Source organism: Massilia sp. HP4 (assembly GCF_005222695.1).
Classification (GTDB): Bacteria; Pseudomonadota; Gammaproteobacteria; order Burkholderiales; family Burkholderiaceae_D; genus Telluria.
This window is the reverse complement of record NZ_STGG01000015.1, coordinates 1-21,461: the sequence shown is the minus strand read 5'-3', so window position 1 is coordinate 21,461 and position 21,461 is coordinate 1. Positions and strand designations below refer to the sequence as shown.

Annotated in this window: 21 protein-coding genes and 1 rRNA gene; 8 read left to right on the top strand and 14 right to left on the bottom strand. The window is 62.8% G+C overall.

The annotated features are described in order from the left end of the window. The first annotated feature begins 150 nt into the window (after positions 1-150). The 4 genes from E8M83_RS08900 to E8M83_RS08885 all read left to right on the top strand — a co-directional run bounded on the left by E8M83_RS08900 (position 151) and on the right by E8M83_RS08885 (position 3,945). Complete coding sequence (locus tag E8M83_RS08900) at positions 151-1,677, top strand: AAA family ATPase (protein ID WP_137173008.1); 1,527 nt, start codon at positions 151-153, stop codon at positions 1,675-1,677. Then, the gene (locus tag E8M83_RS08895) at positions 1,674-2,531 is read left to right on the top strand and encodes an HNH endonuclease (protein WP_170976739.1); all 858 of its coding nucleotides are present in this window, start codon (positions 1,674-1,676) and stop codon (positions 2,529-2,531) included. The genes E8M83_RS08900 and E8M83_RS08895 overlap by 4 nt, the downstream gene beginning before the upstream one ends. Before the next feature lie 337 nt (positions 2,532-2,868). After that, positions 2,869-3,480, top strand: coding sequence for a DUF1439 domain-containing protein (locus E8M83_RS08890; RefSeq protein ID WP_137173006.1), 612 nt, complete (start codon positions 2,869-2,871; stop codon positions 3,478-3,480). Between the two features lie 249 nt (positions 3,481-3,729). Then, positions 3,730-3,945 (top strand): hypothetical protein, encoded by a 216-nt coding sequence (locus tag E8M83_RS08885; protein WP_137173005.1) that lies wholly within the window; start codon positions 3,730-3,732, stop codon positions 3,943-3,945. A gap of 15 nt (positions 3,946-3,960) precedes the next feature. Here E8M83_RS08885 and E8M83_RS08880 read toward each other — a convergent pair whose 3' ends face one another. Together E8M83_RS08880 and E8M83_RS08875 are read right to left on the bottom strand one after the other, a co-directional pair. Then, positions 3,961-4,545: an Hpt domain-containing protein gene (locus tag E8M83_RS08880; protein ID WP_229491464.1), complete on the bottom strand. Its 585-nt coding sequence runs from the start codon at positions 4,543-4,545 to the stop codon at positions 3,961-3,963. Next, positions 4,542-5,516, bottom strand: coding sequence for a CAP domain-containing protein (locus tag E8M83_RS08875; RefSeq protein ID WP_137173004.1), 975 nt, complete (start codon positions 5,514-5,516; stop codon positions 4,542-4,544). Before E8M83_RS08875 ends, E8M83_RS08880 begins: the two co-directional genes overlap by 4 nt. Positions 5,517-5,658: 142 nt before the next feature. On the opposite strand from E8M83_RS08875, the gene pssA reads away from it, so the two are divergent. After that, positions 5,659-6,438: a CDP-diacylglycerol--serine O-phosphatidyltransferase gene (gene pssA, locus E8M83_RS08870; protein WP_137173003.1), complete on the top strand. Its 780-nt coding sequence runs from the start codon at positions 5,659-5,661 to the stop codon at positions 6,436-6,438. Between the two features lie 21 nt (positions 6,439-6,459). Here the strand turns inward: pssA and E8M83_RS08865 are convergent, their stop codons facing one another. From E8M83_RS08865 to E8M83_RS08815, 11 genes are all read right to left on the bottom strand, one after another. Further along, on the bottom strand, positions 6,460-6,771 hold the full coding sequence (locus E8M83_RS08865) for a metal-sensitive transcriptional regulator (protein ID WP_137173002.1): 312 nt from the start codon (positions 6,769-6,771) through the stop codon (positions 6,460-6,462). A gap of 1 nt (position 6,772) precedes the next feature. Next, entirely contained in the window at positions 6,773-7,696 is a 924-nt protein-coding gene (locus tag E8M83_RS08860) for an aldo/keto reductase family oxidoreductase (protein WP_137173001.1), read from the bottom strand. Between the two features lie 130 nt (positions 7,697-7,826). Beyond that, on the bottom strand, positions 7,827-8,972 hold the full coding sequence (locus tag E8M83_RS08855; protein WP_137173000.1) for a D-alanyl-D-alanine carboxypeptidase family protein: 1,146 nt from the start codon (positions 8,970-8,972) through the stop codon (positions 7,827-7,829). 103 nt (positions 8,973-9,075) lie between these two features. Continuing rightward, entirely contained in the window at positions 9,076-9,705 is a 630-nt protein-coding gene (locus E8M83_RS08850; RefSeq protein ID WP_137172999.1) for an alpha/beta hydrolase, read from the bottom strand. 15 nt (positions 9,706-9,720) lie between these two features. Further along, positions 9,721-10,056 carry a ferredoxin gene (locus E8M83_RS08845; protein ID WP_170976738.1) on the bottom strand — a complete coding sequence of 112 codons (336 nt, stop codon included), beginning with the start codon at positions 10,054-10,056 and terminating at the stop codon, positions 9,721-9,723. A 55-nt stretch (positions 10,057-10,111) separates the two neighbouring features. Further along, on the bottom strand, positions 10,112-11,254 hold the full coding sequence (locus E8M83_RS08840) for a VanZ family protein (RefSeq protein ID WP_137172998.1): 1,143 nt from the start codon (positions 11,252-11,254) through the stop codon (positions 10,112-10,114). Next, the gene (locus E8M83_RS08835) at positions 11,251-11,895 is read right to left on the bottom strand and encodes an ABC-type transport auxiliary lipoprotein family protein (protein WP_229491463.1); all 645 of its coding nucleotides are present in this window, start codon (positions 11,893-11,895) and stop codon (positions 11,251-11,253) included. The genes E8M83_RS08840 and E8M83_RS08835 overlap by 4 nt, the downstream gene beginning before the upstream one ends. Positions 11,896-11,903: 8 nt before the next feature. Then, positions 11,904-12,851, bottom strand: a complete 948-nt coding sequence (locus E8M83_RS08830; protein ID WP_137172997.1) for an MlaD family protein — start codon at positions 12,849-12,851, stop codon at positions 11,904-11,906. A gap of 2 nt (positions 12,852-12,853) precedes the next feature. Beyond that, complete coding sequence (locus tag E8M83_RS08825) at positions 12,854-13,711, bottom strand: ABC transporter ATP-binding protein (protein ID WP_137172996.1); 858 nt, start codon at positions 13,709-13,711, stop codon at positions 12,854-12,856. After that, entirely contained in the window at positions 13,712-14,845 is a 1,134-nt protein-coding gene (locus E8M83_RS08820) for an ABC transporter permease (protein ID WP_137172995.1), read from the bottom strand. 82 nt (positions 14,846-14,927) lie between these two features. After that, the gene (locus E8M83_RS08815) at positions 14,928-16,430 is read right to left on the bottom strand and encodes a B12-binding domain-containing radical SAM protein (protein WP_137172994.1); all 1,503 of its coding nucleotides are present in this window, start codon (positions 16,428-16,430) and stop codon (positions 14,928-14,930) included. A 205-nt stretch (positions 16,431-16,635) separates the two neighbouring features. Here E8M83_RS08815 and rrf point away from each other — a divergent pair. Both rrf and E8M83_RS08805 read left to right on the top strand, forming a co-directional pair. Further along, positions 16,636-16,748, top strand: a 5S ribosomal RNA gene (gene rrf, locus E8M83_RS08810). Positions 16,749-16,952: 204 nt separating this feature from the next. Then, on the top strand, positions 16,953-19,355 hold the full coding sequence (locus tag E8M83_RS08805) for a penicillin acylase family protein (protein ID WP_229491462.1): 2,403 nt from the start codon (positions 16,953-16,955) through the stop codon (positions 19,353-19,355). Here E8M83_RS08805 and E8M83_RS08800 read toward each other — a convergent pair. Then, positions 19,339-20,217 (bottom strand): aldo/keto reductase family oxidoreductase, encoded by an 879-nt coding sequence (locus tag E8M83_RS08800; protein WP_137172993.1) that lies wholly within the window; start codon positions 20,215-20,217, stop codon positions 19,339-19,341. The genes E8M83_RS08805 and E8M83_RS08800 overlap by 17 nt on opposite strands. Before the next feature lie 97 nt (positions 20,218-20,314). On the opposite strand from E8M83_RS08800, the gene E8M83_RS08795 reads away from it, so the two are divergent. Next, positions 20,315-21,238 carry a LysR family transcriptional regulator gene (locus E8M83_RS08795; RefSeq protein ID WP_137172992.1) on the top strand — a complete coding sequence of 308 codons (924 nt, stop codon included), beginning with the start codon at positions 20,315-20,317 and terminating at the stop codon, positions 21,236-21,238. Positions 21,239-21,461 lie beyond the last annotated feature (223 nt).

Sequence of the window (21,461 nt, the reverse complement as noted above, 5' to 3'; positions counted from 1 at the left end):
GATTAACAAGCGGCAATATCTGTTTTTTGTACACGCTAAGGTACATGCGACCAGGTTTTGATGGTTGCGGTGGATATTGCTCGTCTATGGCGCCCCAATATTCCGTACCGCTGCATGTAAGTGTGTCGCCCAACCTTGAATAAATCGAAAATGAAACTCGTTTTTTCAGTCGGCCCTGTCCAGCGCGGAAGCCGTAACTCATTTTTTCTAGTTCCGAACAATTGGGACGATTATTCCTTCAAGACAACGTTCCGTCTGCACTATGTAGATGCGAACGGAGATTCGATTGAAGTTGGAACAGTAAAAATCGGCTTCATTAAGCAGAGTCATGGATGGACTCGGGATGAAATGCCCAGTGTATTCACTGAGCTTCCTGATGGGTGGTTTTCCCTGGGTCAAGATGTCGAATACTACAAGACCTTAGCAACACTCCCGTTACCTGAAAATGCCGTTCTCCGGGCATTAAACGACGTAGCATGGGATCCAGCGAATTTTGAAAAAGCCAAAGATGAGCGCGTTTTCAACAATTCATTGCTGCGTGGCGTTAGCCTTGCAACCCTGCATGGACAGTATAGACGAGTTATCAACGGTGAAACGGAGCTGACAGAATTCCATTTTGGCTATGCCGAGGCGGCAACGGAATCGCATGCTGAGGTCGATTTAAAGTTTCAGGTCAAGCCTGCTTCAAAGCCATCGACCAACATTCACGTACTCATCGGTCGCAACGGCGTTGGCAAAACAACATTGTTGAACAATATGGTCAATGCCATTATGGCGTGCGATTCGGAAACAACTGGCAGTTTTTATACGCTTGGGCGCTTCGGACGCGAATCCCTCCCTGAGGATTATTTTAGTAGTCTGGTATCAGTATCTTTCAGTGCATTTGATCCGTTTATTCCTCCGCTAGATCAGCCTGATAGGACAAAAGGCGTTGCATATTTCTACGTCGGAATGAAAAAAGCAAGACGAGGCAGAGGAAAGCTACCTCCCAAAGATGAGGGCGAATTATCTGAGGAACTCGCGAAGAGTATCGAATCATGTTTGGCAAAGTCTGAAAAGGCGAAGCGATGGGTGTCTGCAATTCGCAGACTTGAATCAGACTCGAATTTTGCCGACATGAATTTAACTCGACTGGCGGAAGTGGAGGCGGACGAGGTCTCTAGGAGAGTGCGTGGTTTCGCCAACAAGATGAGTTCTGGGCACTCAATCGTTCTGTTGACGATAACCCGTCTGGTCGATACGGTTGAAGAAAAAACTTTAGTGCTGATGGACGAGCCAGAAAGTCATCTTCACCCTCCGCTCCTTTCCGCCTTTACTCGCGCATTGTCTGATCTGCTACATGATCGGAATGCGGTTGCAATCATCGCATCACATTCTCCGGTGATCGTCCAAGAGGTTCCAAAGTCATGCGTCTGGAAGCTTACTCGCATAAGAGCCAGTGGACGGTCAGATCGTCCGGAGCGTGAGACGTTCGGCGAAAATGTTGGCGTCCTAACTCGGGAAATTTTTGGTCTAGAAGTTTCAAAATCGGGCTTTCATGATGAGCTACAAAAGACCGTAGATAAGGGAGGGGATTTTGATGAGATCATGGAAGAATATGATTTTCAACTCGGCTTCGAGGCACAGGCTATTCTGCGCTCAATGATCGAAGCCCGAGCTGCGGATGAGAGGTCATGAGACTTCTAAAGCCGCTCATTGAGAAACCAATGAAAATCTTCGACGATACGCTGGCTGACCTTAGCCCGGCCACGTCGCAGGAAAGAATTGCAAAAGTTCGCGACGAAGTAGGCGATGAATATCTTTCGTATTTGGATAAAGCGATTCAAAACACGCTCTACACAATACCAGCGTGCGATTACGGGAAGTCTGATCAACTCATACTAGGCACTGCCACTAAAGGAGACTTTGTAGCGCAGTATGACACAGGTATGGTAGGTTCTGCAGCTGCGGGTAGGCAGCACTATGATCGCATACGCGCCTTAGCATTATTCAACAAGTGCCCTTACTGTGGTATTGGTGACGTAGCTACACTAGACCACTACTTGTCGAAATCTCGATATCCAGTCTATTCCGTAATGTCCGCAAACCTTATACCTTGCTGTTCAGACTGCAATAAAGTGAAAGGTGGCGGTGTTATTAGCGAAGGATCTCAGACGTTGCATCCGTACTTTGAGAAGCCAATAATCGACCAAACATCCTGGCTTGTCGCTTCGGTAAGCGAGAAGCATCCGAGGATAGCAAAATTTCGAGTAGATATACCTGTGCACTGGCCTGCGGACCTCGCGCGTCGGACCATCAACCACTTCGAAGAATTGGAACTAGCCCGACGTTATTCTATCCAGGCCGCGGTGGAACTAGGTAGTACCTCCGAGTACCTCATGGACCTTACTGAATTTGATTCGCGGCGATCCCACCTCAGAAGAATGGCACGGGTTGAAGATGGCATTCATCGGAACTCCTGGAAGGCTGCTCTCTATAGGGAGTTGGCACACCTTGATTGGTACGCTTTGGAGGGCTATCTGAGACCATAGGCTCAGCGTTGCAATAGTTGCAACTATTGCAACGCGCAGACCCATGCGAGCTCTCATGCCGGTCGAGCGAGGAGGGTATGGCTGGTGGTGTCGAATGGGAATTGAACGCTGATAAATATGCTATTAGTTGATTGAAACAAATATGCTCTGATGTTCGATCGGCACCGTCACCCTCATTCTTATCGAGTCTTGTAGCTATCTTTAGGTACACGCTTAGGTACACAAAACGTTTTAGCAGTAGCAAAAAACCTGCTTCTGTATGGGGTTTTCTTGGTCTTTCAACATTCTGTATCGAACGGTCAACAGGCTTCAGGCCGGCCCGTGCTAGGCTTGGAATATGGATAAATACAACATTCCTCCTTCCTCGAAGCCGATGCGGCGTACGGTCTTCAGGCTGGCGGCCATGGCGTTCGGCGCCAGCCTGCTCGTCTCCTGCTCCAGCCTGATCGGCCCGCGCCAGGTCGAGCTCCCCCTGCACAAGCTGCAGGCCGGCCTCGACAAGCGTTTCCCCGTCAACGAGCGCCTGCTGGAATTGTTCGACGTCCAGCTCACCCGTCCGCAGCTGGCGATCCAGCCGGACCAGGACCGGGTCGCGCTGGCCGTCGAAGCCTCGGTCGCGCCACCGTTCGCGCGCGCCTGGACCGGCAATATCGCGTTCTCGGGCCGCCTGTACGTCGACCCGGGCCGGGCCGCCGTCATGATGGCCGAGCCGCGCATCGACCGCCTGCAGCTCGGCAACCCAGAAGCCGAGCGCCAACTGACCCGGGTCGCCAACGGCCTGATCGACACCGTCGCGCGGGACATGCCGGTATACACCTTCGAGCAGAAAGACTTGCGCTACGCCGGCGTGCAATTCGTCCCGACCCGGATCCAGACCACCCGCAACGGCCTGCTGGTGACGCTCGAGCCGGCCAAACAAGCCGGCGCACACAACGGTGCGCGCCGATAGTTGGCTTTACACTACGATTTTTGGCCGTACACCGTGGCTTGTGCGGGCACAAACGTTGCACGCATGTCAAATCGATCCACGGGAACCGGGCAGGGGATTGCACCCGCCTGGCATTGGGCGCACACTGATACGCAATGAAAGTCGTGATGGGTTCGCCTGTCGCGGCCCGGCTTGCGCTTTCTCATGCACACGGAGTTCCGCTGAAGTAATCTTTCTCTGACTTCAGGCAGCCGTGTTAGGGGGTGGATCTTGGAAACGACACACGAGAGTTTTCCGGACAGTGGGCTGCCCGCCGAGCCGCCCGTGGCCGTCTCAGTTGCCACCACAGGCAGCATGCCGACCCGCGCCAGCCTGCCGGCCAAGGGCTCGTGCTGGTACTGCGAAAAACCGCTCGACAGCGTGCGGCGCTTTTGCGGCAAGGCTTGCGCCGACTCCTTCGACGAAGAAGCCGAGTTCACGCGCTGAACGGCGCGGCGGCGGCTAGCCGCTGTCGGCCTGCTCCAGCAGCGCCAGCGCGCCTTCGAAATCGAAGCGCCAGACCGCCGCGTCGAATATCGCCACCCGTTCGACTCCCAGGCTCGCTAGCAGGCGCGGGCGCAGCTGGATCGCCAGTTCCAGGGCGCGACCGTCGCCGATGTCGAGCATGGCGCGCAGGCGCGCCAGGTCGTCCAGACCGGCAGCTTGTGCCGCCACCGGCGCGTCGGGCGCGGCCAGCAGCACGTCGACTTCGGCCAGCACGCGTGCGAGTTCGTCGTCGAGCGCCGTCACCAGCGCTGGCGGCGGCGGGCTTCCGGCCTTCAGCGCCAGCTCGACCTCGAGCGCCAGCTGGCGCAGGCGAGCCGCCTCGATCATTCCGGCCGCGCCCTTGAGCGTGTGCGCGATGCGCTGGGCCAGCGCGGTGTCGCCCTCGCCGAGCGCCGCATGCAGGCGCGCCGCCGGGTAGCGGTAGTCGCCGGCGAAGCGTTCGAGCACGCGCAGGAACAGCGCGCGGTCGTCCATCACCCGCGCCAGGCCCGCCGCCAGGTCGAGGGCTGGCCCGTTGCGCAGCGCGGCAGCGCCGCTCACCGCGTCGTGAACGACCAGGCGCGCGTGACCGCCGCGCCATTGACCGTACCAGTGAATTCGACCTCGTAGGTCGTGGCCGCGCGCAGCGGGAGCAGGGGCACGATGGAGGCCGCCGTCTTGCTGCCGAGCGGATCGACGCGCAGCACCTGCAGCGCGGCGCCGCCGCGCGGGCGCACCGTGAAGCTGGAAACCGTCAGCGTCGCATCGAGGTTGGCGTGCACGCTGATGGGATAGCCGACCTCGTTGCGGTCCGGGACCGGATCGGGTTGCTCGGTATTGCTGAAGAAGTTGGCAGGCACCTCGGTCTGGCCGTTGAACGGCCAGGTGACGATCGTGCCGCGCGCGATGCCCGGACCATAGCCGTTGCGGCTGGCGAAATCGGCAGTGAAATAGTTATAGCCGCTGGCCGAGGTGGCAACGCCGGTGCCCAGCTCGCGGAACATCGGCTCGAAGACTACGAAGCGGTGGTAGATCGCCGTGATCAGCTCTTCCACCATGAAAAAGCCGGAGCGGTTATTGGTGCCGGAGATGACTTCGCCGTAGGCGAAGCCGCGGTTGCGGTCGAGCGTGTAGCTGGCCGCGGCCAGGCGGTCGCCGAGGTCGGCGCCGGTAAAGCCCTGCCGGCCCGGTTCCTGGTCGTGGCTCATCAGGTTGTTGATCCGCTGGTATTCCGAGTGTCCGAGGGCGGCGTTGTCGATCTGCGCGTTCTGGGTCACGGCCGGCACGCCGATCTGGCCACGCCGGTAATTGATCCAGTTGCGGCCATCGAGGGCGATGTTGCCGCTCAAGACCGGAGCGTTCGCGCCTGGTGTGGCAGTCGGTTCCGGCGCCGCCGGGTTGGGCGCAACCGCCGTGCCGCCGCCGATGACCGGGGAGTCCTGGCTGTCGCTGACGCCATCGCCGCATGCAGCAAGGGCCAGCGCGGCTCCCAGGGCCGCGGCGATTGTCCGCCAACGTGGCGCATAGCTCATTTTGCAACTCCTGTCAATACGTATGCGTGGAGCGTCATTCTAGGCCAAAACCGGCGATCATGAACTGCGCTGCGACCATTGCGCAACACCCTTGTAGGCCACCCTGTAGAATAAGCCAATATTTGCCTTGTCGAGTCGACCATTGAAGCTATCTAACCAGCAACGCCTCGCGCGCGCCAAGTTTGCTTTGCCCAGTTTCGTCACGCTGCTGTCGATTGCCTGCGGCTTCGGCAGCATCGTGATCTCGGTCGATAACGCGCGCATCGGCGACCCGGGCGATTTCCGCCTGGCGGCGATCCTGCTGGTGCTGGCCGGCGTGTTCGACGCGCTCGACGGCTTCGTGGCGCGCGCCACCAATACCCAGTCCAGCTTCGGCGTGCAGCTCGACTCGATCGCCGACGTCATGAATTTCGGCTGCGCGCCCGGCCTGCTGCTGTACTGCTACGGTTTCAGCCAGCTGGGCGACCTGCACCCGACCCTCGAGCGCATGGGCGGCCTGGCCTGCTTCGTGTTTGTCACCTGCGGCGCACTGCGCCTGGCGCGTTTCAATATCAGCCATGGCCGCACCGACCCGCGCTACTTCGTCGGCATGCCGATTACCGCCGGCGCGGCCTGCGTGGCGTCGGTGGTGGTGGCCTGGCCCGATCCCGTGATTTCGGTGGGGGCTGCCTTCATGGTGTGCGCGCTGATGGTCTGCGTCGGCGCGTTGATGGTCTCCACCATCCGCTTCCCGAGCTCCAAGCATCCGAAGGGCAAGGTCATGCTGGCGCTGCTGGGCGTATGCCTGGTCGTGCTGGCGGTGCTGCAGGAGCGCTTCTTCGTGCTGTTCTTCCTGGTCTATGTGTGCGTGACCTTGCTGCTCAACATCGGCTGGAAGCTCGGCTGGCGCGGCGTGGCGCCGCCAAAAGTATTCGAAGACTGATCGGCGCAGCCGTCGAGGTTCTTAGGCGAACTTGTCGAGCATTGCCGCCAGGTGAGCCGCGCGGGAACGCGCGTCGTCCAGGTCCTCGGCGTCGCCGGTCTGGGTCAGGATCGATGAGGTCAACAGTTGCACGAAGGAGCGGTCGAGCGCCTTGCGCGCCGCCGCCATCTGCTGCGCCACCGCGTCGCAGTCCGAGGGCGAGTCGGCCAGCGCGATCAGCTTTTGCACGCCGCGCAGCTGGCCCTCGATCCGCGCCAGCCGGTTCATCAGGTCTTTCTTCTGCTGTGCGCTGAGGGCCTTCCCCTCGACGATGCGGAGCGGGCCCTCGACCATCTCAGGCCACCTCGTGTCCGCGCGCGGCGCGCAGGATGCGGAACCAGTCCTCGCGTTCGAGCTCGAAGCTGGCGCCCAGCACCGCTTCGCGGATCGCCACGATGCGCCCGCTGCCGGTCAGCGGAATCGGACGGCAGGGCAGGCGCATGATCCACGCAAACACCACGCTGCAGAACGGTTGGCCGATGCGGTCGGCGATGTCCTGGATCACCTGGCGCAGCGTCGCGCCGCGTTCGTCGAGCGCGTCGAACAGGCGGCCGCCGCCAAGCGGCGACCAGATCATCGGCGCGATGCCCAGGTCTTGCAGCCCGTCGAAGGTTTCGTCGAACATCGGCGCAGTGTGCAGCGGCGAGAATTCGACCTGGTTGGTGGCCAGCGCGATGCGGCGATTCAGCGACTCGAACTGGTGGCGCGTGAAGTTCGATACGCCGAAGTGCAGGACCTTGCCGTCCTGTTTCAGGCGCGCGAAGGCAGCGGCGATCTCGTCGAACTCCATCAGCGGATCCGGGCGGTGGATCAGCAGCAGGTCGAGGCGGTCGGTGCCGAGCTTGCGCAGCGACTCCTCGGCCGACGCCATGATGTGGCTGGCGCTGGTGTCGTAGTGCTGGATCGTGTGGCCGGGGCGCGCCTTCGATACCAGCTTGATGCCGCACTTGCTCACCAGTTGGATGCGGTCGCGCAGCGACGGTTGCGCGCGCAGGGCGGCGCCAAACAGTTCCTCGACGCCGTAGTTGCCATAGATGTCGGCGTGGTCGAACGAGGTCACGCCCAGCGCGATGCACTGCTCGATGAATTCGACCCGGGCCGCGACCGGCATGTCCCATTCCGTCATGCGCCACATGCCGGCCACGATACGCGACAGTTCGAGGCCGCCTTCGCGGGTCGGGATGCGGGGGAAGACAGGTTGGGCAGGCGCTTGCGGCATCGCGGTTCTTTCGTCATGACAGGATCGCATGATTATAGCGGCCTGCGGCAGGCCTTGCGCCAGCCGTCCTGCATGAAAAAAGCCCGTCCGGCATGACGCGCGGACGGGCCTTGGCAGAGCTAAAACCGGATTACTGCATCCAGAGACGCATCGAATCCCAGGCACGCCCGAAGATGCTCGCTTCCTGCACTTCTTCCAGCGCCACCACCGGCAGCGACAGCAGCGGCCGGCCGTCGACCGTCATCTTGAGGGTGCCGACCTGGCCGTTCAGCGCCAGCGGCGCGACCAGCGGATCGCGGCGCTCCAGCACCGGTTTCAGTTTGCCCGCCACGCCCTTCGGCACGGTGACCAGGATGTCATTGGTAAAGCCGATCTTGACGGTCGACTGCGAACCCTTCCAGATCGACGGGGTCTGGATCGCCTGTCCTTTCGAATACAGCTTGACGGTGTCGAAGTTCTGGAAGCCCCAATTCAGGAGCTTCTGGCTTTCCTGGGTACGTACGTCGGTCGAGCTGGTGCCCAGCACCACCGAGATCAGGCGGCGTTCGCCGGTGCTGCCGTTGGGCCGGCGCGCCGAGGTGATCATGCTGTAGCCCGACGAGTTGGTGTGGCCGGTCTTCATGCCGTCCACGGTCGGGTCCAGCCACAGCAGGCGGTTGCGGTTCTGCTGGGTGATCTTGTTGTAGGTGAACTGCTTGATCGAGTCGATCTTGTACAGCTCGGGGAAGTCGCGGATCACGAATTTCGCCAGCTGCGCCAGGTCGGCCGCGGTCGAATAGTTGTTCGCGTCCGGCAGGCCGTGCGGGTTGGCGAAGCGGGTGCCTTTCAGGCCCATGCGCTGCGCTTCGCGGTTCATCAGGGTGACGAAGGTGGCTTCGTCGCCGGCGACCGCCTCGGCGATCGCCACGGCCGCGTCGTTGCCCGACTGGATCATCAGGCCGTGCAGCAGGTCGTCGATCGAGACCGGCACGCGCGGATCGATGAACATCTTCGAGCTGCTGGCGTCGACCTTCCAGGCACGCTCGGACACGTTCACCATCTGGTTCAGGGCGATGCGCTTGTCACGGATCGCGGCAAAGGCGACGTAGGCCGTCATGACCTTGGTCAGCGATGCCGGTTCGATGCGCATGTTCTGCTCTTGCGATGCGATGACCTGGCCGCTCGTCGCGTCGAGCAGCAACCACGATTTGGCGGCGATGGCGGGCGCGGGCACGTTTTGCGCACTGGCCGAGACCATCACCAGGCTGGCGGCGAAGGCCGCTAACAGTTTTTTCATGGAGAGAATTTCGTCAATATAGATAAGGCGGTGGTGGAGCGCAAGGCAATGCCAGTAAGGCATTGCCTCAAGAGAAGGGATTTATTATAGGGGAGTGTGACGACTAAATGTCACGTCGCCACAGTTGAATCACGAGATTTTTAATGTGGCCGAGCTTGCGATGGAAGAAGTGGTCGGCGCCCGTAATGACGGTCACGGGCAGGTCGAGCGGCCGTGCCCACTCGAAAACTTCCTGCAGGGTAATAGTATCGTCCAGTTCGCCATGGATCAGGATCGTGTCTTCAGGCACCTGCGGCATCGGCCACTTGCCCGCCGCGGTGCCGACCAGCACCAGGCGCTCGGCCGGCTGGCCCTCGGCCGCCAGGCGCAGTGCGAATTGCGCCTGCACGAAGGTGCCGAACGAGAAACCGGTGAGCGTGATCGGCAGGTTCGGGTATTTCTCGCGCATGTGGGCATACATGACGGCCATGTCGTCGACCTCACCGCGGCCCTCGTCGTGCACGCCTTCGGATTCGCCCACGCCACGAAAATTGAAGCGGGCCGCCGCATAGCCCAGCGTCACGAAGGTGCGCGCCAGGGTCTGGGCCACCTTGTTCTCCATGGTGCCGCCATACAGCGGATGCGGGTGGGCGACCAGGGCGACGCCTCGCGGCTCGCCTTCAGGCAGGTCGAGCAGGCACTGCATCTTGCCGGCGGGGCCGTCGAGTTCAAATTTGTGCGAATGGATATTCATGGGCCTTGTTGTCGGTCAGATCTTGAGGCGGTCGACGACCTTGCCGCCGACCAGGTGGGTATCGATGATGTCGTCGATGTCGTCATTGTCGACATAGGTATACCAGGTGCCTTCGGGGTAGACCACGAGCACCGGGCCTTCCTCGCAGCGGTCGAGGCAGCCGGACTGGTTGATGCGCACCTTGCCCTGGCCGCTCAGTTCCAGTTCCTTGATGCGCTTCTTGGCATGCTTCTGCGCCTTCTCGGCGCCGCACTTGCCGCAGCTCGGGCGCGCATCCTTGCCTTCGCGTTCGTTCATGCAGAAAAATACATGATGCTTGTAAAACTGTTCTTCGTTCACAGGGTCGTTCATGTCGTTCTCGTTGGAAAGAGTGGCATGGCATCGCGCCAAAACGCCATGATACCTGCTACCGATTCAGTTTATGCGAGGGCAGCAGCAGGAACCAGAGGGCGACGAAGGGCCAGGCCAGCGCCAGGCCCTCGGCCGCCCCATTGAAGTTGAGGAACTTGCCTTGCACCCAGCCCTGCAGGGTCGATGAGAAATACGGGTTCACCGGAATCGTATTGACCACGACCAGGGCCAGGATCAGGGTCACGACCGCCAGCCGGCGTTGGGCCACCTGCGGCGCGAACACCAGGCCGGACAGCATGATCAGGCCGATCAGGAAGCCGCCTTCGGCGCCGGGCGTGACCCAGACCAGGGCGTTATCGGGCCGGAACAGCAGCGAACTCGAGAAAGCCTTCACCACCAGTGCGCTGGCCAGCAGCGCCAGCATCAGCCAGAAGCGCGGCGCGCCGCGGCGCACCAGGCACATCAGGGTCAGCGCCGCGCCGGTCATGCCGCAGGCGGTAATGATGGTTTCGGACAGCCAGTACTGCTCCACGCTCATGATGTCGTCGCCGGGGCGCAGCAGGGCCACCAGGTCGATCTCGGTGTCGAACCAGGACGACAGCCAGCCGGACAGGATCGGCAGCACCTGGCCATGGCCGAACAAATAGCTTTGCGGGTAGATCTGGGCCAGCGGCCACATGGCCACCAGCACCAGGCCCTGGCTGGCGTGCGGCGCGAACCAGCGCTGGCGCAGCTTGAACAGGCGGCTGCGGTCGAGCAGGCCTGGGGCCCACAGCGCGCCGAAGATGGCGCCGAGGAAGCAGCCGCCGGCATTGGTGACGAAGTCGAGGTTCGACGGCACGCGGCTGGGCAGGTAGGTCTGCACCGCTTCCATCGTGCCAGTGGTGAGCAGCCCGGCGAGCGTGGCCAGCAGCACCGCCCACACGCTGCGCACGCGCGGATACATCGCCAGCACCAGCAGCATGCCGAACGGGATGTAGCCGACGATGTTGACGCCGGCGTCGAAGCCGGTCCAGTAGCGCTGCTTGACGAGGTTGAGGAAGGCCAGCGGCGAGATGCCGCTGTCGCGCCAGCCGGTGAACGGGAACCAGCTGGCGTAGACGATCAGGAGCAGGTAGGCCAGCAGCGCGGCGCGCACGATCGGCGAGCCGCGCGAGCGGCCGGCCGCTACTTCTGCCGTGACTTCCGCTTCGGTCATTTGCCTTGCAGGTCCAGGGCGGCGAGCCAGGCGCCGATGTCGTCGGACAGCTGGTCGGTGCTGGCCGCCAGCGCCGCCGCGCCGCCGGCCGCGTCCTGGCTCGATGCCGGCGTGCTGCGCTCGAAGCTGCGCTGGTCGACCAGGCGGTGTTCGGTAAACACCGAGGCGCGCAGCATGATCCGGCCTTCGCTCTGGCCTTCGCTCTGGAAGGCGTGCACGAAATCGTCGATCTCGATGCGCAGGATCGGGATGCCGTTGGCGGCGTCGGTGGCCGACAGCACCTTCATGTGCGCCTGCGACAGGCGGGTCTTGATGCGGGTGGTGACCAGGGCGACCGGGGTGGCGCTCCAGCGGCTGCTGGCATAGGTGCGCGCCTGCTGGGCATCCGCATAGTTCAGGCGGTAGAACATGCGCTCGGTGTCGAGGCCACTGGGGCCGGTGACGTCCATCACCACGATCGCCAGGGGCGAGGCGGGCGGCGTTGCCGGAGTGAATGGCCGCAGCGACGGCGCGCCGAAGTCGTAGACGGTGTTCTGCGCGCGTTCCTGGCTGCCGCAGCCGGCCAGCAGCAGTGCACAGGCAACGGCGGCGATGACGGCCGAGGTGGAGGAGGCGGGTAAGCGGAAGGTGTGACGATTCACGATGGTCCTTATTTGGTCGGGGGCACGAAGCCCGGCTCGCCGGGGCCGGGGGCATCGCCCGGCGTGCCGAACAGGATGCTTTGCGGGCGGTCGGAGAACGAATTGGCGGTGCGCCGCACCGCGCGCAGCGAGGCGCGCGCTTCGTCGGTCATCCGCACGACGTGCGGCAGGGTTTCCAGTTCCAGTTCGCTGGTGGCGGCGCCGAGCGCGCCGATGGTCGTGTTCAGGCGCTCGATCGGGCCGTCCGGCGCCTGCAGGCGGGTCGCCAGCTGGTCGTAGTTGCGGGTCATCGAGGTGGCGCTGCTGGCCAGGGTGTCGATCGAATCCATGCTGCGGTCGACCTTGTTCACCAGGGCCGGCAACTGGTCGAGCACCGGATCGAGGCGCTGCGGAATGGCGGCATAAGCCTCGGCGGCGCGGTCGACGCTCTCGAAGGCGCCGATGATCTTGCCGCGGTTCTCGTCGTTGAGCAGCTCGTCGAGGCTGGCGGTGACCTTCTCGGCCTTCTCGAGGATCGCCAGGCCGCGGTCTTCGAGCTGGTCGAGCAGGCCCGGACGCAGCGGGATGCGGGCAGTACGATCTGCACCCGTCTGCAGGCGCGGCGAACCGGTGCGCTCGTCGTCGAGCTGGATGAAGGCGATGCCGGTCACGCCCTGGTAGCCGAGGGTGGCGTAGGTGGTGCTGGTGATCGGCGAGGCGGCGTCCACCGACAGCCTGATCAGGATCTGGCCGGTGACGCGCGGGTCGAAGATGATCTCGTCGACGCGGCCGATCTCCAGGCCGCGGTAGCGCACCGTGGCTTGCGGGTTCAGGCCGGGGATCGACTGGGTGGTGACGATCTCGTAGGGCACCAGCTCGGTCTTGTCGCGGTTGAACCAGAGGCCGATCAAGACGGTGGCCACCAGCAGCGCGAGCGTGAAGATCCCGGTCATCAGGGCATGCGACCTGTTTTCCATAACTATCGATTCTCCGATTCATGCTGGGCGTGGCGCTCGTCGAGCACTTCGAGCGCTCGCTGGCCGCGCGGGCCCAGGAAAAAGTGTTTGATGAAGGGGTGCTCGACCTGCAGCACGTCGCACGACGGCCCTACCGCCAGCACATGCTTCTCGGCCAGCACCGCGATGCGCGAAGACAGCGCGAACAGGGTGTCCAGGTCGTGCGTGACCATCACCACCGTGAGCTTCAGTTCGCGGTGCAGGGTCTGGATCAGGGTGACGAAGGCGTCCGACAGGTCGGGGTCCAGGCCCGCCGTCGGCTCGTCGAGGAACAGCAGCTGCGGCTCGAGGGCCAGCGCGCGCGCCAGCGCGGCGCGCTTGACCATCCCGCCCGACAGGTCGGCCGGCATCTTGTTGGCGTGTTCGGGGCCAAGGCCCACCATATTCATCTTGAGCAGCACCGCGTCGCGGATCACGTCCTCGGGCAGGGAACGCAGCTCGCGCATCGGCAGGGCGATGTTGTCGAACACGCTCAGCGCCGAATACAGGGCGCCCTGCTGGAACAGCATGCCCCAGTGGTTGCGCATGCGCTGCAGCTGTTCGGGCGGGGCCGCGCTGATGTCCTCGCCGAACACGTGCACGCTGCCCTGCGACGGCCGCTCAAGGCCTAGCATCTGGCGCAGCAGCACGGTCTTGCCGGTGCCCGAGCCGCCGACGATGGTCAGGATTTCGCCGGCGTAGATCTCGAGGTTCAGGTCCTGGTGCACCACGGTGCGCCCGAACCTGGTCCACAGCTTGCGGATCTGGACCACCGGCGCGCCGACTTCCTCGTCGGGGCGCAGGTTCAGTTCCTGCTTGCGGGGCTGTTTCGAATCTGGCATTTAAAAGCCCGTCCCGCTGAAGATGATGGCGTACACCGCGTCGGCCAGGATCACCACCGTGATCGCGGTGACCACCGAGGTGGTGGTGCCGCGGCCCAGGCTTTCGGTGTTCGGCTTGATGCGCAGGCCGTAATGGCAGGCGATCAGCGCGATCAGCACCCCGAAGGTCGCGCCCTTGAGCAGGCCGATGGTGTAGTTCACGAAGGGCACCGCGTCCGGCAGCTTCTGCAAGAAATAGCGGAACGACATGCCCATCTCGATCTTGGCCGAGACCATGCCGCCCAAGAGGGCCATGGCGTCGGTCCAGACCACCAGCAGCGGCATCGAGATCGCCAGCGCGATCACCTTGGGCATGATCAGGCGGTAGCCGTGCGAGACGCCCATCACCAGCATGGCATCGAGTTCCTCGGTCACCCGCATCACGCCCAGTTGGGCGGTGATCGAGGAGCCGGAACGGCCGGCGACCAGGATCGCGGCCAGCAGCGGGCCCAGTTCGCGGATCACCGCCATGCCAAGGATGTTGACCAGATAGGCGTCGCCGCCGAACATGCGCAACTGCTGCGATGACAGGTAGGACAGCACGATCCCGATCAGGAAGCCTACGATGGCCGTGATGCCCAGCGCCTGGAACCCGGAGTGATAGATATTGGCCGAGATCTCGCGCCACGGCCCGGTTTGCGGGCGCCGCACGAAGCGGCCCAGGTCCTGGATCACGATCCCGATCAGGCCGATGAAGCTGCGCAGGTGTTCGAAGAAATCGAGGATGCCGGCGCCCAGCTTGATCACCCAATGGAAGGGGCTGGTCCGGTGGCGCGGCAGCTTGATGTGGCTGGCCTCTTCGATGCGCTTGAACAGGTCTTCCTGGCGCGGGTCGAGCTTGAGGCGCTTGGGCCGCTCTTTGTTCCAGGTATTCCAGAACATCTGGGCGCCGATGTGGTCGAGGGTCTCGATGCCCGACAGGTCCCACTCGCAGGCACCCTTGTCCTTCAGGCCGGCCAGCTGGCGCGTGAGGCCCTTGAGGACACCGCGCTGCGACAGGCCGTGGACTTGCCACACGCCCTGGGCAATGACGGATTGGCCGGCTCCCTGGCCGGACTGTTGAATGGTTAATGTTGGCGCATTTTCAATCCGCATTGCGCCAGTGTAAAAGAGAATCGTGAGTGTTGCCAGCCGCGATCCTCTTGCGTGCTTGCCCGGGTTTGCCGTGCCCGTCCCGTCACGCAGCCAGGTGACGCACCTGGCGCGCCGGGGCTACCGCTTTTGGCATATCCACCGGCTGCTTCACGAGGCGGCCCGGCGCATCGACCTTGCCGGCATAGTCGCTGGCCAGCAGCGCCGCAGCCTCGCCCGCATCCATGCCGCGCACCTGCAGCCACTGGGCCACCAGCTTGGCCAGGCGGTCCAGCGCAATCCGGTGCGTGGCGTCGGTGTGGGCGTAGATCCAGTCCGAGAAGGCCATGAAGTTGTCGAACGGCGTATCGCCCAGCAGTACCGGGATGGTGTTGGCAAAGCGGCCCGAGTTGGCCACCAGGTCCCAGTAGCGCGCAAAGCGCACCAGGCGTTGCATGGTGGCGAAGTCGATTTTACTGGTCGCCAGCACGGTGTAGGGCGGGTAGGGATCGTAGACCATGCCGAATTCCTGGGTATGGCGGATGATCGGCGTGCCGCGCAGGCGCTTGAGGATGCCGAACTGGATCTCTTCGGCGCCCAGGCCCACCAGCTGGTCGAAGCCGCGCGCGAAGCTGGCCACGTCCTCGCCCGGCAGGCCGGCGATCAGGTCGACGTGCAGGTGGGCGGTGGAGTGCTGCGTCAGCCAGCGGATGTTCTCGGCCGCCTTCTCGTTGTTCTGGCGGCGGCTGACCAGGGACTGCACTTCCGGATTGAAGCTCTGGATGCCGATCTCGAACTGCAGCGCGCCGGCCGGGAATTTGGCGATCGTCTCTTTCAGTGCCTCCGGCAGGTGGTCGGGCACCAGCTCGAAGTGGGCATACAGCGGATCGTCCGGGTTCGCCTCGATCTTATCGAGGAAGAACTGCATGATGCGCAGGCTGGTCTTGACGTTCAGGTTAAAGGTGCGGTCGACGAACTTGAACAGCCTCGCACCCTTGGCATGCATCGCCTCCATCTCGGCCAGGAAGGCGTCGAGCGGGAAGGGCCAGGCGGTCTTGTCGAGCGAGGACAGGCAGAATTCGCACTTGAACGGGCAGCCGCGCGAGGCTTCCACGTACAGGGTGCGATGGGCGATGTCTTCTTCGCTATATAAAGAGTAGGGCAGGACGATGTCTTCCATCGGCGGCTGCACGCCGGCATGGATCTTCATGATCGGCTTGGGGCCCTCCAGGATCTCGCGGCACAGCTTGGGGAAGGTGACGTCGCCCCAGCCGGTAACGACGTAGTCGGCCAGCTTCACGATCTCTTGCTCGCCCGTCTCGTGCGAGACTTCGGGGCCGCCCAGGATGACGACGAGCTGCGGCGCCACGCGCTTGAGCAAGGCCACCAGGCGGGTGGTCTCTTCCACATTCCAGATATAGACGCCGAAGCCCACGATGCGCGGCGCGTGCGCCAGGATGCGCTCGACCAGGTCGGTGGTCTTGGCGCCGATGACGAATTCCTGGATCGTCGTCTGCTCTTGCAGGGGGCCCATATTGGCCAGCAAGTAGCGCAGGCCGAGCGAGGCGTGCGTGTAGCGGGCGTTGAGGGTCGAGAGCAGGATCGTCATGGCGGGAACAGGAGGGCGGCGGCGGGAAAGGCGGTATTTTACTGTGATTACAAGCACTTGCCTCTATATAGAAGCCGCTGGGCGAGGTGTTTTTGTGGTCCGGTCGACGATAGCGCTGGCGCTCGGCCGGATTGCTTGTTAGAATGCACGCCGGAATTCAGGAAGCCTGTTGCCCAGTAGAGGAACAGTTTTCCAGCAAGTTATGCCTGATGACCATAGCAAGTCGGTACCACCCCTTCCCATCCCGAACAGGACCGTGAAACGACATTGCGACGATGATAGTGCTGCAACCAGTGTGAAAGTAGTTTATCGTCAGGCTATTCAATAGAGAGAAAGCCCACCAGGTGTCTGGTGGGCTTTTTTGCTTTCTGGCTGCGCTAAAAAAACACAGGCGATGTTCAAGATTGTCCGATTTTGCGATATCGAGTGCGGGCAATAGCGTGCGGGCACTATTTCAGAGTTAAAGTAATTGCATCTTTAGCCTGTCGTCCCGTTCGCGGCCGTGGCCGCAGAAAGCGCCCCATGACACGTCCTGTTCCTGCGCTCCGGTTTCTTCTTGCCTCGATGTGCGCGCTGGCGCTGGGCGCCTGCAGTAGCAGCGACGACGATCCGGCGCCAGTGCCACCGCCCGAACCCGCGGCGCGGGTACAGGTCGAGGTCGCGCGTACGACGCATGGCGTGCCGCATGTGCGCGCCGACAACTTCCACAGCCTTGGATACGGGCTCGCGTATGCTTATGCCCAGGACAATGTCTGCATGTTCGCCGATTCCCTGCTGACCGTGCGCGGCGAGCGTTCGCTGTTCTTCGGCGCCGATGCGCGGCCACGGCAGCGCAGCGGCGACGAATATGGCGGCGGCAGTGGTTTCATGGACTTGAACAATGAAGAGAGCGACTTCTTCTTCAAGGGCTATCTCGATATCGAGCAATTGCGCGCCAACTATGCCGCAGGGTCACGCGAGCCGCGCGATTTGCTCGAAGGCTTTGTCGAGGGCTATAACCGCTACCTGAAGGATGCGGCCGGCAAGCTGCCGGCGGCCTGCGCCGACGCCAAGTGGGTGCGGCCGATGACGCTCGACGATATGTATATGGTGGTGGCGGAAAAGGCGCTGCATGCATCGGGCCAGGCCTTCGCCAGGGATTTTGTCGCAGCGGGGCGGGTTCCCGGTGCGAGCGTGAGCCTGGCCAGGCGGGCGCCGCGCAAGATCGATGCCTCGTCGCTGGTGGCGCAGCTGGACCAGCTCAACCGCCAAGGCTTCGGCAGCAATGCGCTGGCGGTCGGCAAGGACTTGTCCACCAATGGCCGCGGTTTGTTGCTGGGAAATCCGCATTACCCCTGGACCACGACCGACCGCTTCTACCAGGCCCACCTGACCGTGCCGGGGCGCTATGACGCGATGGGCGTGATCATCGGCGGCGTGCCGGCCGTCGTCATCGGCTTCAATCGCGACGTGGCGTGGAGCCACACGGTGACGTTCGCCTATCACTTCACCACCTTCCGGCTGGCGCTGGACCGCGCCGATGCCAGCGGCACCACCTATTTGTATGACGGCGAGCGGCGCAAGATGACGTCGAAGACGGTCCACGTCGACGCGCTGCTGCCCGACGGCCTGGTCGGCCGGCGCAGCAAGACGTTTTATTTTAGCCACCAGGGCGCCGTCATCAGCCGGCCGGCGGCGGGCATGACGTGGACCGCCGAGGCGGCCTATGTGCTGGCCGATCCGAACCGCTACAACACGCGGATGCTCGAGCAATGGCTGGGCATCGGCACCGCCGTCAGCGTGCGCGCGCTGAAGGACTCGCTCGACAAGGTGGTGGGCTTGCCGTGGGTGAATACGATCGCGGCCGACCGCGAGGGCAATACCTTGTATGCGGATGCCAGCGTGGTGCCACATATGAATGCGGACAAGTTCGTCAACGGTTGCCTGCTTTTGCAGGCGGCGCTGCTGTTCGACGGCTCGCGCAGCAGCTGTGGCTGGGGGCAGGATCCGGGTGCGCCACCCGGCATTTATTCACCGGCCACGGCGCCGTGGATGATGCGCACCGATTACGTTGGCAATTCGAATGACAGTTACTGGCTGACCAATCCCAGGGCCTTGCTGACCGGACCGGCGCCGCTGGGCTATTCGCCGCTGTATGGGCGGACCAATGCGGAGCAGAGCCTGCGCACGCGGATCGGATTCCGCCAGGTCGAGGATGTGCTGGCCGAACGTGGCAAGCTGAACCTGGGTGATATGCAGGCGCTGGCGTTCTCGAACCGGGTCTATGCGGCCGAGCTGGTGCTGCCGGAATTGCTGGCGGCCTGTGCCGGTGCCAGCGACGCCTTGGTGAGCCGGGCCTGTACCGCGCTGCAAGGCTGGGACCGGCGCGCCGATCTCGACAGCCGTGGGGCGGTGCTGTTCCGCGAGTTCTGGAGCGTGGCGTCGGCGCTTCCCAACAAATGGGCGGTGCCCTTCGATCCGGCGGATCCGGTGCATACACCGTCCGGGGTGGCGCCGGCGGCGATGCCGGGGATGCTGGCGGCGCTGCGCAGCGCGGCGGACAAGCTGCAGTCGCTCGGTGTGCCTTTTGACGGCCGGCTGGGCGATTACCAGGTCGAACCGCGCAATGGCGTGCGCATCCCTTTGCATGGGGGCAATGGCAATCAGGAAGGAACCTACGGTTCGCTGACGATGCGCAGTGGATTGACGGCGCAGGGCTATGTTGGCGCGCACTGGGGACAGAGTTATATCCAGACCGTCACGTTCGACGGGCAAGGCCCAGTTGCTCAGGCCATGCTGACGTATAGCCAGTCGACCGACCCCAAGTCGCCCTGGTATGCGGACCAGACCATGGCGTATTCGCGCAAGGAGTGGCCAAGCCTTCCCTTTACGCAAGAGCGAATCCGGGCCGATCCGAATTACACCACGCTCACCTTGCGGGAGTAGCGATCGCTTCCAGCTGGGCCAGCGCGTCCTGCGGCAGTTGGAGCCTGGCCGCGGCCAGGTTCTCGCGCAGGTGGACGGGCGACGAGGTGCCGGGGATCAGGAGGATGTTCGGCGAGCGCCGCAGCAGCCAGGCGATCGCGACCTGCATGGGCGTTGCCCCGAGCTGCGCCGCGACCGCGGACAGGGCGTCCGACTGCAGGGGCGAGAAGCCGCCGAGCGGGAAGAACGGCACGTAGGGGATACCTTCGGCAGCCAGCGCATCGATCAGCCCGTCGTCATGGCGATGGACCAGGTTGTACATATTCTGTACGCAGGCGATCGGCACGATCTTTTGCGCCTCTTTTACCTGCTGGAGCGTGACATTGCTCAGGCCGATATGGCGGACCAGGCCGCGCTGGCGCAGCCCGGCCAGGGCCTCGAGCTGCGCTTCGAGCGAGCCCTCGGCCGGCTTGAACGGATCGAACATGGCGCGCAGGTTGACCACGTCCAGTGTCTCCAGGCCCAGGTTGCGCAGGTTGTCGTGCACGGCCTGTTCCAGTTCTTGTGCCGAGAAGGCGGGCAACCAGCTGGCGTCTTCGCCACGGCGGGCGCCGACCTTGGTGACGATGACCAGGTCGTCGCGGTAAGGGTGCAGCGCTTCGCGGATCAGCTGGTTGGTGATGTGCGGGCCATAGTAATCCGAGGTGTCGATGTGGTTCACGCCGAGCTCGATGGCCTCGCGCAGCACTGCCCGCGCCGCGTCTGGATCTTTTGGCGGGCCATACACTTGCGGGCCGGCCAGTTGCATGGCGCCATAGCCGAGGCGGCGGACGGTGCGGTTGCCAAGGGAATAGGTGCTGGCTTGGTCGATCGTGGTGGACATGGTGTCGCTCCTTGTTGGTTGGAATAATCAAGATAATTCGCGACGACCTGTGTGACAATCGGGCGAAATCCACACGAGCTGTACGAAAAAACGAACAATGAAAATTGAATTGGGAGATTTGTCCGCCTTTGTCGCGGTGGCGCGGGCTGGTGGTTTTCGGGAAGCGGCGCGGGTTACCGACGGCAGCGCTTCCGGACTGAGCGAGGCAGTCCGGCGCCTCGAAGCGCGCCTGGGCGTGCGCCTGCTCAACCGGACCACGCGCAGCGTGGTGCCGACCGAGGCCGGCAACAGCCTGCTTGCACGCCTCGATCCGGTATGGAGCGAGATCGATAGCGCCCTGGATGTGGTCAATGGCTTTCGCGACACCCCTACCGGCACATTGCGCCTGAATGTCTCGATGAGTGCGGCGCGCCTGGTACTGCCGTCGATCGTGCCGGCTTTTCTTGCACGGTATCCGGAGATTCGGCTGGAAGTGGTGGCCGAGGAGAGTTTTGTTGACGTGCTCGCGGCGGGCTGCGATGCCGGCATCCGCTACGAAGAGCGGCTTGAACAGGACATGATCGCGGTGCCGATCGGCCCACGCATCCAGCGCATGGCGGCCGCGGCGTCTCCCGCCTGGCTGGCGCGTCACGGGATGCCCGCGCATCCGCGTGAGCTGGCGCCAGGTGCCTGTATCCGGGCGCGCTTTGCCAGCGGCGCCATGATCCACTGGACGTTCGAGCGTGGCGGCGAGACGGTGACCATCGAGCCGAACGGGCAGTTACTGGTGCAGGTGGGTGGGGCGCTGGACCTGGCGATCGATTCGGCCGTGCAGGGCCTGGGGGTGATCTACCTGTTCGAGGACTGGCTGGCGCCGTATGTCGAGCGCGGGTTGCTGCAACCCGTGCTGCAGCCGTGGTGGCCGCAGTTCTCCGGCCCCTATCTGTATTACTCGGGCCGCAGGCTGGTGCCGGCGCCGCTTAGGGCCTTCATCGACTTCATCCGAAACGACGCCGCTGCGGCCGTTTTGTCACAAAACTGAAAAATAAGGTGTTGACGAAGCTCAGCAGCACCGGCATAATCTCATTCCTCTGCTGCTGACGAACACAACGATTCGAAGCAAGCGACAGATGAAGCAACACCGAATTCTGATCTTTAAAAATTAACAGTCGATAAGTGTGGGCGTTTGATGAAGGTGCCAAGAACTTCGGTTCTTGATTACTTAAAATATCAAATGTTCACAAAAAGTATTAACGTTGTCTCAG